Annotated in this window: 9 protein-coding genes and 1 pseudogene; 3 read left to right on the top strand and 7 right to left on the bottom strand. The window is 73.9% G+C overall.

The genetic code is table 11. The features are described from left to right. Positions 1-30: 30 nt before the first annotated feature. Positions 31-417 carry a hypothetical protein gene (locus tag ELQ39_RS29555; protein WP_242594938.1) on the top strand — a complete coding sequence of 129 codons (387 nt, stop codon included), beginning with the start codon at positions 31-33 and terminating at the stop codon, positions 415-417. Between the two features lie 77 nt (positions 418-494). Here ELQ39_RS29555 and ELQ39_RS29550 read toward each other — a convergent pair whose 3' ends face one another. The 4 genes from ELQ39_RS29550 to putP form a co-directional block, all read right to left on the bottom strand. After that, positions 495-1,520 carry a hemolysin family protein gene (locus ELQ39_RS29550; RefSeq protein ID WP_225628216.1) on the bottom strand — a complete coding sequence of 342 codons (1,026 nt, stop codon included), beginning with the start codon at positions 1,518-1,520 and terminating at the stop codon, positions 495-497. Further along, the gene (locus tag ELQ39_RS29545) at positions 1,517-2,851 is read right to left on the bottom strand and encodes a hemolysin family protein (protein WP_242594937.1); all 1,335 of its coding nucleotides are present in this window, start codon (positions 2,849-2,851) and stop codon (positions 1,517-1,519) included. The genes ELQ39_RS29550 and ELQ39_RS29545 overlap by 4 nt, the downstream gene beginning before the upstream one ends. 213 nt (positions 2,852-3,064) lie before the next feature. Beyond that, positions 3,065-5,449: a phosphoketolase family protein gene (locus ELQ39_RS29540; protein WP_242594936.1), complete on the bottom strand. Its 2,385-nt coding sequence runs from the start codon at positions 5,447-5,449 to the stop codon at positions 3,065-3,067. A 168-nt stretch (positions 5,450-5,617) separates the two neighbouring features. After that, complete coding sequence (gene putP / locus ELQ39_RS29535; RefSeq protein WP_242594934.1) at positions 5,618-9,175, bottom strand: sodium/proline symporter PutP; 3,558 nt, start codon at positions 9,173-9,175, stop codon at positions 5,618-5,620. A 271-nt stretch (positions 9,176-9,446) separates the two neighbouring features. Between putP and ELQ39_RS29530 the strand changes: the two are divergent. Then, positions 9,447-9,680 (top strand): annotated as a pseudogene (locus tag ELQ39_RS29530) (universal stress protein); the annotation flags it as partial. An 81-nt stretch (positions 9,681-9,761) separates the two neighbouring features. Here ELQ39_RS29530 and ELQ39_RS29525 read toward each other — a convergent pair. Then, entirely contained in the window at positions 9,762-10,349 is a 588-nt protein-coding gene (locus tag ELQ39_RS29525; protein ID WP_190003861.1) for a rhodanese-like domain-containing protein, read from the bottom strand. 112 nt (positions 10,350-10,461) lie between these two features. Between ELQ39_RS29525 and ELQ39_RS29520 the strand changes: the two genes are divergently transcribed. Beyond that, entirely contained in the window at positions 10,462-10,758 is a 297-nt protein-coding gene (locus tag ELQ39_RS29520; RefSeq protein WP_033277052.1) for a metal-sensitive transcriptional regulator, read from the top strand. Between the two features lie 621 nt (positions 10,759-11,379). Here ELQ39_RS29520 and ELQ39_RS29515 read toward each other — a convergent pair. Further along, positions 11,380-12,138 carry a sulfite exporter TauE/SafE family protein gene (locus tag ELQ39_RS29515; protein ID WP_242594932.1) on the bottom strand — a complete coding sequence of 253 codons (759 nt, stop codon included), beginning with the start codon at positions 12,136-12,138 and terminating at the stop codon, positions 11,380-11,382. Next, on the bottom strand, positions 12,135-12,404 hold the full coding sequence (locus ELQ39_RS29510; RefSeq protein WP_242594930.1) for a hypothetical protein: 270 nt from the start codon (positions 12,402-12,404) through the stop codon (positions 12,135-12,137). The genes ELQ39_RS29515 and ELQ39_RS29510 overlap by 4 nt, the downstream gene beginning before the upstream one ends. Positions 12,405-12,428: the final 24 nt, after the last annotated feature.

The following is a 12,428-nucleotide window of genomic DNA, read 5'->3' as shown; positions in this document are numbered from 1 at the left end:
CTGAGGGCAGCCGGCCACCGGGAGCTTTCCATGTGGGGACGCAGGAAGCGCGCACGTCGATCCGTCGCCGCCGTACCGGAGTTGTGCGATCTCTGCGCGAGGACGTTCGCTCCCGAGGAGGCGGTGTGCGGTCATGTGGCCGACTCCTCGGCCGTGCACCCCGACGACCCGCTGCACGACGGGCTGCGCCGCGTCACCGCGTGCTGCGAGGCGCACCTGGAACTGATCCGCGCCGGCTACCGCCAGCGGCCCTTCGTCCAGGAGGAGCTCTGGGCGGGCAAGATCGGCCGTGTCCTGACGTCCGGCCGCCCGGTCCTCACGATGACGGAGCTGGCGTGCCGTACGGGCCTGGACGAGCCCGACATCCGCCGCGCGATCGCCTGGCACAACGAGCGGCGGCGGCGCACGGACGGGTGACGGTCCGCGGCACATGACCGCGGCCCCGGCCGGACAGGTGTCCGGCCGGGGCCGCGGGGTGTCGTCGGGACCGGGTGTCAGGCCGTGGCGGGGGCCGCCGGGCCGACCAGTTCCGTCAGGACGTCCTCCATCGTCACGAAGCCGATGACCTTGCCGTTCTCGCCGACGGCCGCGGCGAGATGGCTGCCCTCCGCGCGGAGCGCGGTGAGCGTGTCGTCGAGCGGGGTGTCGATGCGGACCCGGGTGACCTTGTGCAGCGCGGTGCGCGGGAACGGGCGGTCCCGTTCGGTCACGCCGAGGGTGTCCTTGATGTGCAGGTAGCCCAGGAGCGCGCCGTCGGGGCCGGTGACCGGGAAGCGGGACAGGCCCGCCTCGGCGGCCACGCGTTCCAGCCGCGCGGGGGTGACCGTGTGGTCGACGGCGTGCATCCTCCGGGCCGGGACGAGGATCTCGCCGACCGGGCGGGTGCCCAGCTCCAGAGCGTCCCGCAGCCGCTCCCCGTCCGCCGGGGTGAGCAGTCCGGCCTCGCTGGAGTCGACGACCATCCGGGCGAGCTGGTCGTCGGTGAACACCGACTCCACCTCGTCCTTCGGCTCGACCCGCAGCAGCCGCAGCAGGACGTTGGCGAAGGCGTTGATGCCGAACACGAAGGGCCGCAGGGCCCGGGTCAGCCACACCAGCGGCGGTCCCAGCAGCAGCGCGCTGGGCACGGGAGCGGCGAGCGCGACGTTCTTCGGCACCATCTCGCCGATCAGCATGTGCAGATACGTGGCGAGGGTCAGGGCGATCACGAACGCGATCGGGTGGACCAGCGCGTCCGGGACGTTGACCGCCTCGAACGGCGGCTCCAGCAGATGCGCGATGGCCGGTTCGGCGACCGCGCCGAGCACCAGCGAGGACACCGTGATGCCGAGCTGGGCGGTGGCCATCATCGCGGACAGGTGTTCCAGCGCCCACAGCGTCATCTTCGCGCGCTTCTCGCCCGCGAGGGCGCGCGGCTCGATCTGGCTGCGGCGCACCGAGATCAGGGCGAACTCGGCGCCCACGAAGAACGCGTTGGTCAGCAGGGTGAGGACGCCGATGGCGAGCTGCAGGACGGTCATCGGGCCTCCTCCATGACCTCGTCGCGTACGGGGGCCGGAGCGGTGACGCGTATGCGGTCGGCACGGTGGTGCTCGACCTCCAGCACGTCGAGCCGCCAGCCGTCGAGGTCCACGAAGTCGCCCTTGACGGGGATCCGGGCCAGGCGGGTGGCGATCAGTCCGGCGACCGTCTCGTACGGGCCGTCCGGGGCGGTGAGGCCCAGGGCGGTGAGCCGGTCGAGCCGGAGGCCGCCGTCGGCCTCCCACACCTCGCGGCCGTCGCCGGCGGAGGGCGCGGGGGCCAGTTCGGGCACCTCGACGGGGTCGTGCTCGTCGCGGACCTCGCCGACGACCTCCTCGACGATGTCCTCCACCGTGGCGACGCCCGCCGTGCCGCCGTACTCGTCGATGACGACGGCCATGGCGCGGTGGGCGCGCATGCGCTCCAGCAGCCGGTCGGCGGGGAGGCTGTCGGGGACCAGCAGCGGCGGCGTGGTCAGCTCGGTGACGGGCGTGGCGGCGCGCCGCTCCGGTTCCAGGGCGAGCACGTCCCGGATGTGGACGGTGCCGACGACCTCGTCGAGGCTGTCGCGGTACACCGGGAAGCGGGACAGCCCGGTGGCGTGACTGAGCGCGGCGGCGTCGGCGGCGGTGGCGTGCACCTCCAGGGCGCGGACGTCGACGCGCGGGGTCATCACGTTCTCGGCGGTCAGCTCGCTCAGGTGCAGGGTGCGCACGAACAGTTCCGCGGAGTCCGCCTCCAGGGCGCCCTCGGCGGCGGAGTGCCGGGCGAGCGCGCTCAGCTCCTCGGCGGTGCGGGCGGACGCCAGCTCCTCCGCGGGCTCGAGGCCGAAACGGCGCACGAAGCGGTTCGCGGTGCCGTTGAGGTGGTTGATGAACGGGCCGAACGCGGCCGTGAAGGCGCGCTGCGGTCCGGCGACGACCTTGGCGACCGCCGCGGGGCGCGAGATGGCCCAGTTCTTCGGGACCAGCTCGCCGATCACCATCAGCACCACCGTGGACAGGGCGACGCCGAGCAGCGTCGCCACGGCCGGGGCGGCGGAGCCGAGGCCGGCCGCCCGCAGCGGGCCGCGCAGCAGGGCGGCGAGGGACGGCTCGGCGAGCATGCCGATCACCAGGGAGGTGACGGTGATGCCGAGCTGGGCGCCGGACAGCTGGACCGTCAGGCGGCGCACGGCGGCCAGCGCACCGGCCGCGCCGCGCTCACCCGCGTCGGCGGCGCGCTCGAGTTCGGCGCGCTCGACGGTGGTGAGGGAGAATTCGGCCGCGACGAACACCGCGCAGGCCAGCGTCAGCAGCAGGGCGAGCAGGAGCAGCAGGACCTCGGTCACCGTGCCACCCCCGCTCCCTGACCGGCCGCATGACGCGGACTGCGGGTGGTGGCACGGCTACTACTGGGAGGATCACCCATCGGGGGACCGTCGCTCCTTTTCGAACAGTACGAAGATGTGTGGAAGCAGAATGGACTGCTTCCACGCAACTGTAAAGGACCCGCAAAACATTCCGCTCGCGCATGCCGTCCTGTGCGGGGGTGCGCGGCCGGGTCAGCCGTCCCAGGTCCAGTCGGCGACCTCGGGCAGGTCGGTGCCGTGCTCGCGGATCCAGTCGTGGTGGCGCAGGCGGACGTCCTCCATCCGCTGCCGTACCGCGGCGGCCCGTACCGCGAGGCCCGGGACGCGGTCGATGACGTCCATCACCAGCCGGTAGCGGTCCAGGTCGTTGCGGACCACCATGTCGAACGGCGTGGTCGTGGTGCCGATCTCCTTGTACCCGCGCACGTGCAGGTGGTGGTGTCCCGTGCGGCTGTAGGCGAGCCGGTGGATCAGCCACGGATAGCCGTGGTACGCGAAGATCACCGGCTTGTCCGCGGTGAACAGCCCGTCGTACTCGAAGTCGGACATGCCGTGCGGGTGCTCCGCGCGGGGCAGCAGACGGGCGATGTCGACGACGTTGACGACCCGCACGGCCAGCTCGGGCAGGTGCCGGCGCAGCAGCTGCGCGGCCGCCATGACCTCCTGCGTGGGGACGTCGCCCGCGCAGGCCAGCACCACGTCGGGCTCGCGGTCGCCGGTCTCGGTGCCCGCCCAGTCCCAGATGCCGGCGCCGCGCGCGCAGTGCGTCCGCGCGTCCTCCATGGACAGCCAGTCGAAGCAGGGCTGCTTGCCGGCCACGATCACATTGACGTAGTCGCGGCTGCGCAGGCAGTGGTCGGCCACCGACAGCAGGGTGTTGGCGTCCGGCGGCAGGTAGACCCGTACGGCCTCCGGGCTCTTGTTGAGGATGTGGTCGACGAAGCCGGGGTCCTGATGGGAGAAGCCGTTGTGGTCCTGGCGCCAGACGTGCGAGGTCAGCAGGTAGTTGAGGGAGGCGATGGGGGCGCGCCAGGGCAGGCGGCGGGTGACGCGCAGCCACTTGATGTGCTGGTTGACCATCGAGTCGACGATGTGCACGAACGCCTCGTAGCACGAGAACAGGCCGTGCCGGCCGGTGAGGAGGTAGCCCTCCAGCCAGCCCTGGCAGGTGTGCTCGGAGAGGATCTCCATCACCCGGCCGTGCCGGTCGAGGTCCTCGTCCACGTCGTACGTGCCCGCCTGCCATGCCTTGCCGCTCGCCTCGTACACGGCCTGGAGGCGGTTGGAGGCGGTCTCGTCGGGCCCGACCAGCCGGAAGTCGCGGCGGTCCGCGGTGGCCCGCATGACGTCCTGGAGGAGGTCGCCGAGGACGCGGGTCGGCTCGTGCATCGTCGCGCCCGGCTTGTCGACGGGGACGGCGTGCCGTTCCAGCGGCGGCATCGGCAGCTCGCGCAGCATCAGCCCGCCGTTGGCGTACGGGGTGGAGCCGAGGCGGCGGGCGCCGGCGGGGACGCAGGCCAGGACGTCGGCGCGGGGTCGGCCGTCCTCGTCGAACAGCTCCTGAGGCCGGTACGACCGCAGCCACGCCTCCAGCTGCCGAAGATGGCCGGGGTTGTCGCGGACGCCGGGCAGCGGCACCTGATGGGAGCGCCAGGTGTCCTCGACGGGCCGCCCGTCGACCTCGGCGGGTCCCGTCCAGCCCTTCGGGGTGCGCAACACGATCATCGGCCAGCGGGGACGTTCGGTCGCGCCGTCCTCGCGGGCCGCGCGCTGGATGGCGGCGATCCGGTCGAGGGCGGTGTCCATGGCCCGCGCCATCGCCTGGTGCACGGCGGCGGGATCGTCGCCGATCACGTGCAGGGGGTCATGACCGTAGCCCCTGAGCAGCGCGTCCAGCTCGTCGTCGGGGATGCGGGCCAGCACGGCCGGGTTGGCGATCTTGTAGCCGTTGAGGTGGAGGATCGGCAGGACGGCGCCGTCGTGGACGGGGTCGAGGAACTTGTTGGAGTGCCAGGAGGTCGCCAGCGGCCCGGTCTCCGCCTCGCCGTCGCCGACCACGCAGGCCACCACCAGGTCCGGGTGGTCCAGGGCGGCGCCGTACGCGTGCGACAGGGAGTAGCCCAGCTCACCGCCCTCGTGGATGGAGCCGGGCGTCTCGGGGGCGACGTGGCTGGGGACACCGCCGGGGAACGAGAACTGCTTGAACAGCCGCGCCATCCCCGCCGCGTCCCGCGTGATGTCGGGATACGTCTCCGTGTACGACCCCTCCAGCCACGACCCGGCGACCACGGCCGGCCCTCCGTGCCCGGGACCCCATACGCACAGGGCGTCCAGGTCACGGGCCCGGATCACCCGGTTGAGGTGGGTGTAGACGAGGTTCAGACCGGGTGAGGTGCCCCAGTGGCCGAGCAGCCGCGGCTTCACGTGCTCCGGCCGCAGCGGCTCGGTGAGCAGGGGGTTCGCCATGAGGTAGATCTGGCCGACGGCCAGGTAGTTCGCGGCGCGCCAGTGCGCGTCCAGCGTCCTCAGCTCGTCTCCGCCGAGCGGATCGGAAGCCTGGTGCGTGTCGACGGACATCGTGGTGTCCTTCCACGTCGGGGGGGTTCGGGCGGCGTGCGGGTGGGCGGAGGTGCGTACCCTCCTCACCTTCCCCGGGAGACGGGGGTCCCGACAGGGCCACGTGGGCCATTGTGGGGGCGGGTGGGGCGCGGCGCGGGGCCGTGCGCGACGGCGGCGGCCCCGCCCTCACGCCTCCGCCACGAACGGCTGCTCCGTCCAGATGATCTTGCCGGTCGCCGTGTGGCGGGTCCCCCACCTGTGGGCCAGCTGGGCCACGATCATCAGGCCGCGCCCGCCCTCGTCCGTGGTGCGGGCGTGGCGTGGGCGGGGTGACGTCCCGCTGCCGTCGGCGACCTCGCAGATCAGGGCGCGGTCGCGGATCAGCCGTAGGGAGACCGGCCCGGAGGCGTGCCGGATCGCGTTGGTGACGAGTTCGCTGACGATGAGTTCCGTGGTGAACGCCAGGTCGTCCAGACCCCACTCCGACAGCTGCCCCACCGCGGCCGTGCGGGCGGTGCCGACGGCCGCCGGGTCGCTGGGCAGGTCCCAGGACGCGACCCGGTCCGCCGGCAGCGACCGGGTGCGGGCGAGCAGCAGTGCCGCGTCGTCCGGCGGCGGCCCGGTGAGCAGGGTGTCGACCACGCCCCGCCCGATCTTCCGCAGGGTGGGGCGGGGCACGGCGAGGGCGGCGCCCAGCCGGGCGATCCCGTCGTCGATGTCCCGGTCCGGGGTCTCGACGAGTCCGTCGGTGTAGAACGCCAGCAGGCTGCCCTCGGCCAGCTCCCGCTCGTACGACTCGAAGGTCAGGTAGCCGAGTCCCAGCGGCGGCCCGGCCGGCAGGTCCATGACCTCGGCCGTGCCGTCCGGGGTGACGAGGACGGGCGGGAGATGGCCGGCGCGGGCCATCGAGCACCGCCCGCTGACCGGGTCGTACACGGCGTACAGGCACGTCGCGCCGAGGAAGGCGGCGCCCGCGGCGGCGGGTTCCTGGTCGTCGTGGGCGCCCATCAGCCCGATGACCAGGTCGTCGAGGTGGGCGAGGAGTTCGTCGGGCGGCATGTCGAGGTTGGCGAGGGTACGCACGGCGGTGCGCAGGCGTCCCATGGTCGCGGCGGCGTCCATGCCGTGGCCGACGACGTCGCCGACGACGAGGGCGACGCGGGCGCCGGACAGCGGGATGACGTCGAACCAGTCGCCGCCGACGCCGTTCGGGGCGTCGGCCGGCTGGTACCAGGACGCCACGTCCACCGCGGAGCCGCCGGTGAGCGCCTGCGGCAGCAGTGCCTGCTGCATGGCGCGGGCGGCGGTCCGCTCGCGGGTGTAGCGCCGGGCGTTGTCCACGGCCACCGCGGCGCGGGAGACGATCTCCTCGGCGAGCCGTACGTCGTCGTCGCCGAAGGGGCCGGACCGTTCGGTGCGGGCGAAGGTGGCCACGCCGAGGGTGACGCCCCGGGCCCGGACGGGCACGACCATGAGGGAGGTGTAGCCGTACTTGAGGATGGACGCGCCGATCGAGGGGTCCTCGGTGACCCAGGGGCTGGTCTCGCGGTCGAGGGTGCGTTCGACGAGGGTGCGGCTCTCCAGGAGGCAGCGCGTGACGGGCGAGGAGGGGGCGCGCCGGACGGCCTCCCCGAGGACGAGGCTGCCGCCGCAGCCTCCCTCCCGCGCGGACGCCTGCCCGGCGCGGCGGATGACCGGGGACAGGCCGACGGGTCCGGGCGCCGGTTCCTCGCCGCGCATCACCGTGTCCAGCAGGTCCACGGCGACGAAGTCGGCCACGGTGGGCACGGCCTCGTCGGCGAGTTCCTGCGCGGTGCGGGGGACGTCGAGGGTGCTGCCGATGCGGGCGCCGACGTCGTTCAGCAGGGCGAGTCTGCTCTGCGCCCGCCACCGTTCGGTGACGTCGACGACCATGTACAGGACGCCGACGACGGTGTCGTGCCGGTCGGTCACGCCGAAGAACGAGACGGAGACCGCGCGGGCGTCCCTGGGTTCCTCCTCCTCGCTGCGGAACTCCCAGTCCATGACGGGCTCGCCGGTCTCCAGCACGCGCCGCATCTGCTCCTCGAAGCGCCGGTACTGGGGGGTCGGCTTCAGCTCGGTGAGGCGCCGTCCGATGCGCCGCTCCAGGGGGATCAGCCGGGCGAGCGGTTCGTTCACCCACACGTACCGCAGGTCCGTGTCGAGCATCGCCAGGCCGACGGGCGCGCGGGTGAGGAAGGGGGTGAGCACCACGGAGCTGGTGCCGCCGCCGGGCATCCGCCAGAAGGCACGTTTCGGCGGCCGGCCGACGTACCGTCCGAAGACGAGCGCGGCGACCGTGGCGGCGAGGACGCCCGGGACCATCTCGTAGACGCCGGTCTCCAGCGGGCCGAGCAGCGGGTTGACCGAGTCCCACGCCAGGACCGTGCCGGCGCCGGCGACCATGCCGGCCATGGCGCCGGCCGAGGTCATGCGGGGCCAGTACAGCGAGAGCAGCACGACCGGTCCGAACGCGGCGCCGAACCCGGCCCAGGCCTGGGCGACGATGCTCAGCAGCCCGCCGCCTCTGAGGGCGATCACGTACGCCACCACGATGACCAGGACGACGGTGGCGCGCCCCACCCAGACCAGCATGCGGTCGGGGGCTCCGCGGTGGAGGAACGCCCGGTAGAAATCCTCCGTGAGGGCCACGGAGGACACCAGCAACTGGCTGTCCGCGGTGGACACGACGGCGGCCAGCACCGCGACCAGCATGATCCCGGCGACCCACGGGTCGAGCAGCAGGCGGCTGAGCGCGATGTAGACGGTGTCGGGCGAGGACAGCGCCGGGGTCAGCTCGCCGATGCCGGTGAGGCCCACGAGGGTGGCGCCGGTGAGGACGAGGACCACCCAGCCCGTGCCGATGCGGCGGGCCGCGGGGACGTCCCGGGTGCTGCGGATGCTCATGAAGCGGGCCAGGATGTGCGGCTGGCCGAAGTAGCCGAGCCCCCAGGCGAGCAGCGAGATGATCGCCACCATCCCGAGCGGCCCCTCGGCCGTCCAGGACCCTGCCGAGTACGCGACGCGGGAGCTGAACTCGCGCAGCGCGGGCTGTCTGCCGTCGAGGACCTCGCCGAGCTCCCCGAAGCCGCCGAGGCGCGCGATCGCCACGGCGGGCAGCACGACCAGGCCGAGCAGCATCAGCGAGGCCTGCAGCACGTGCGTGAGGCTCACCGCGAGGAAGCCGCCCAGGCACGAGTAGATGACGATCAGCAGCCCGGTGAGGGTGACGCCGACGGTGAAGCGCAGGTCGAAGACGGTCTGGAACAGCAGCCCGCCCGCCACCAGGCCGCTGGCGACGTACACGGTGAAGAAGACGAGGGTGACCGCGGCGGAGACCAGCCGCAGCATGCGGGTGCGGTCCTCGAACCGCTCCTCCAGATAGCCGGACAGGGTCACCGCGTTCCCCGCGCGCTCGGTGTAGGTGCGCAGACGTGGCGCGACGAACAGCCAGTTCAGGTACGTCCCCACGGCCAGCCCGACGGGAAGCCACACGGAGCCGAGCCCGGCCGCGTAGACGGCGCCGGGGAGGGCCAGGAACAGCCAGCCGGACATGTCGCTGGCCCCGGCGGACAGCGCGGCGACCCAGGGGCCGAAGCGGCGGCCGCCGAGGGCGAAGTCCTCGAAGGTGTGCGTGCGCGTGTAGGCCCGGATCCCCGTCCCGATCAGGGCGAGCACGTACAGGACGAACGTGACGACGATCGGCGCGCTCAGCTGGAACATGTGGTCCTCGCCCGGAAGTCCCGCGATGCGCGGCACACCCTCGGTCCGGCGGGCAAAACATGACTTCGGCGCCAAATCTACTCAGGTCACGCCACTCCAACCAGGGGAACGCCTGCGCCGGGCCCTCCGGCCGTGCGGTCGCGGGGACCTTCCGCCCCCCTCGGCCGTACGGCGGAGGGCCCGTGCGGGGGGCGCCGGGCCGGGGGCGGGTGGCAGGAGATGCACGGGGTGACGGCACGAGAAGGTGTGGAGGCACGGTGGCCGGAGTGGTGGTCGTCGGAGTGGACGGGCCGGCGTCGTGGTGGAGCCGAGGGTGATGCACGCCCCCACCCGCGAGGCCCTCATCGAGGCCGGCCAGGGCGCCCAGCCGGCGGTGGCGGGCGCGCGGGGGCGCGGCGGCTTCACGGGTCTGCTGCTGGGGTCGGTCAGCCAGGCGCTGCTGCATCACGCGCCGTCACCGGTGGCGGTGGTGCGGGGTGGCCTGCCGTCCGGCCTTCCCGTGTGACGCGACAGACCCGGGGCGCCTCATGGGCGCCCCGGGCCTGTCGGGCCGACGTCCCTGCGCCGGAAGTAAGGCGCGGGAGCGTCAGTTGCCCCGCAGCGTGGCGAGGGCACCCTCGAGGTCCGTCCCGCGCGGGCGGTTGTGGGGCAGCTTGCCGAGGACGACGGCCATGCCGCAGGTGTCGGTGAGGGCGGAGAAGACCAGCCCGCCCGCGATGCCCGCGGAGAGGAGCTGGAACGCCGGGTGCACCAGCAGGCCGAGCACCAGGCCGAGGAGCACCAGGGTGCCGGCGGTGAAGCGCACCTGTCGCTCCATGCCCCACACCGCGCGGGTGTCGCAGGCCACGGGGCGCTCAAGGTCCCGGCCCTCGGACGCCCAGGCGTCGGTGCCGCCGGCCAGGGTGGCGGCGGGCACGCCCTCCGCGGCGAGGATCCCGGACGCCTTCTCCGAGCGCGCCCCGGAGGCGCACACGACGAGGAGGTCGCCGCGCTCCGCCGCCTGCCGGATCTCCGGCAGGGCGCGCCTGACCCGGTCCAGGGGGACGTTCACCGCGCCGGGCAGGTGCCCGGTGGCGTACTCGGCGGGGGTGCGGACGTCGATGACGGTGAAGCCGTCCAGCCGTGCGGCGGCCTGGGCGACGGTGAGGGTGTCCGGAGTGAGGGGGGTGGTCATGGCGGGTGTGTGATCCTTCTCTGTCGGCGATCGCCCGGGGGTGGCGGTCGGTCGACGGGACGGCGGAAGCGGACGTAGAGTACCCCACGGGGTATTTCGTCAGGGAGTGGACGTGGACTTGGATCTCGCGGGCGCGGAGCTGAAATCCGTGCTGAACAGGCTGCGCAGGGCGCAGGGGCAGATCTCCGGCGTGATCCGGATGATCGAGGAGGGGCGCGACTGCGAGGACGTGATCACCCAGCTCGCTGCGGCCTCCCGCGCCCTGGACCGCGCCGGTTTCGCGATCATCGCCACGGGCCTGCAGAAGTGCGTGGCGGACATCGAGTCCGGCCGCGCGAACGGGGAGAACGGCGAGAGCGCCGAGCAGATGCGGGCCCGCCTGGAGAAGCTGTTCCTGTCACTGGCGTGACACCTCCGAGCCGGCGGCTCGCGCACGGCGGGCCGGCTTCGCGGAGGTTCGGCACGGCACGCCGCCGGAGAGTTCCGAGGCGACCGCCGGCCGTCCGACGCGCCGAGGTACGAAAGCCTCCGCGCACGCCCGGCGGCCTCACGGCGTCACCGCGCAGGCCCGGCACCGTGCGCCACGGGAAGCGGACAGCCACCGGCCTCCCGACGAACCGAGCACGGCGGCCGAAGGGCCCGGCGACAGCCCGGTCCAGCCCGCGCAGCACGTCGGCACGCAGAGACAGCGCCGTCAGGGGCCGCTGACGCCCAGGAAACCGTTCCTCGCGTGCGTCGGGCGGCCTCACGGCGTCACCGCGCAGGCCCGGCACCGTGCGCCACGGGAAGCGGACAGCCACCGGCCTCCCGACGAACCGAGCACGGCGGCCGAAGGGCCCGGCGACAGCCCGGTCCAGCCCGCGCAGCACGTCGGCACGCAGAGACAGCGCCGTCAGGGGCCGCTGACGCCCAGGAAACCGTTCCTCGCGTGCGTCCGGCGGCCTCACGGCGTCACCGCGCAGGCCCGGCGCCGCGCGGCGACGGAGCCGGTGGCGCCCGTGAGACCGCTCCGCGCGCGCGGCGCGCCGCCTCACTGCGTCACCGCGTCGGCCAGCATGACCGCGGCCACCGCCAGCAGCGTCACCGCGAAGGTCCGACGCAGCGCACTGCCTGAGAGCCTCGCCGACAGGCGTCGGCCGTCCAGCGCACCGAGCACGGCCGCCCCCGTGAAGGGCCCGACGACGGCCCAGTCCAGCCCCTCCGGCGTGCCGGTGCCGACGCGCAGGAGCAGTGCGGCGAGGGCGTTGACGGTGATGACGAGCAGGCTGGTGCCGACCGCCTCCCGCATCCGCAGGCCGACGCCGTGCACCAGCGCCGGTACGGCGAGGAAGCCGCCGCCTACGCCAAGGACGCCGGTGACCGCGCCGAGCCCCGCTCCCGCGCCGGCCGCCCGGCCCGGCCGCGGGGGCCCGGCGGCCGGCGCGTCGGGCGGGGAGCCGCGGAGCATGCGGAGCGCGGCGACGGCCGCCACAAGGGCGAAGCCGGCCGTCAGCGCGGCCTCGGGCAGCCGGCCGGAGAGGCCGCCGCCCAGCATGGCGGGTCCGATGCCGACGGCCGCGAAGAGCAGCCCGGTACGCAGCCGTACGTGTCCGTCGCGGCTGTGCGCGAGCAGCGCGGTGAACGAGGTGACGGCCACGATCAGCAGGCTCGCGGTGGTGGCCGCGGCCGGGGAGAGACCGAGCAGGTAAATCAGGGCGGGGACGGCGAGGATGCTGCCGCCGCCACCCAGGGCGCCGAGCGCGAGGCCGGTCAGGGCCCCGGCGGCCAGGGCGAGGAGGAGCAGGCTCACGAGACGCAGCCGTTCCCGCCGTGCGCGTCGACGACCGGCGGTCCGGCGTCCGCCCGGTCCCGCATGCCGCCGGTCGCGTCCGCGGCGTCGGCGCCGCGCTCCGCGAGCAGGGCTGCGGCCTGACGTGACCGCTCGTGGAGTTCACGGACGTCGGGCAGGACGGCGCCGGCGGGCGTGCCGGCCGCGTCCGTGTGTCCGGTGCGTGCGGCCGCGTCGGTGACGCCGAGGCGTCCCGGGGCGTACCGCTGATGTGGTGCGTCGGCCATGTCGTCTCTCATACGTGCGTACAC

The sequence above is a fragment of the Streptomyces sp. GB4-14 genome, assembly GCF_022696125.1.
GTDB lineage: Bacteria > Actinomycetota > Actinomycetes > Streptomycetales > Streptomycetaceae > Streptomyces > Streptomyces werraensis.
This window is presented reverse-complemented; position numbering and strand designations above follow the sequence as displayed.

Bases quoted from the DNA above. Each gene is read 5' to 3' on its own strand.
- ELQ39_RS29540 (WP_242594936.1), bottom strand. From the start codon at position 5,449: ATGTCCGTCGACACGCACCAGGCTTCCGATCCGCTCGGCGGAGACGAG.
- ELQ39_RS29555 (WP_242594938.1), top strand. From the start codon at position 31: ATGTGGGGACGCAGGAAGCGCGCACGTCGATCCGTCGCCGCCGTACCG.
- putP (WP_242594934.1), bottom strand. From the start codon at position 9,175: ATGTTCCAGCTGAGCGCGCCGATCGTCGTCACGTTCGTCCTGTACGTG.
- ELQ39_RS29550 (WP_225628216.1), bottom strand. From the start codon at position 1,520: ATGACCGTCCTGCAGCTCGCCATCGGCGTCCTCACCCTGCTGACCAAC.
- ELQ39_RS29525 (WP_190003861.1), bottom strand. From the start codon at position 10,349: ATGACCACCCCCCTCACTCCGGACACCCTCACCGTCGCCCAGGCCGCC.
- ELQ39_RS29510 (WP_242594930.1), bottom strand. From the start codon at position 12,404: ATGGCCGACGCACCACATCAGCGGTACGCCCCGGGACGCCTCGGCGTC.